Below are 234 nucleotides of genomic sequence, written 5' to 3' on the forward strand. Positions count from 1 at the left end.
GCGGTTTCTGGTGGTCTCCGGAAGGGGACCGGCTGCTGGTCGCGCGGGTCGACGTCGCGCCCGTGCGGCGCTGGTGGATTTCCGATCCCGCACAACCGGTACGCGCTCCGCAGCAGGTCGGCTACCCGGCCGCCGGAACGGACAATGCGTACGTGAGGCTCTTCGTGGTCAGCCTCGGCGGGGTGCGCACGGGGGTGGTCTGGGACCGGGCGCACTACCCGTACCTGGCGCATG

Annotated in this window: 1 protein-coding gene; it reads left to right on the forward strand. The window is 71.4% G+C overall.

The genetic code is table 11. The features are described from left to right. The coding region (locus KVT44_RS57195; RefSeq protein WP_217577212.1) for a DPP IV N-terminal domain-containing protein at nt 1–234 on the forward strand (234 nt) is incomplete at both ends.

The organism is Streptomyces sp. GbtcB7 (genome assembly GCF_019091445.1).
Lineage (GTDB): Bacteria > Actinomycetota > Actinomycetes > Streptomycetales > Streptomycetaceae > Streptomyces > Streptomyces mirabilis.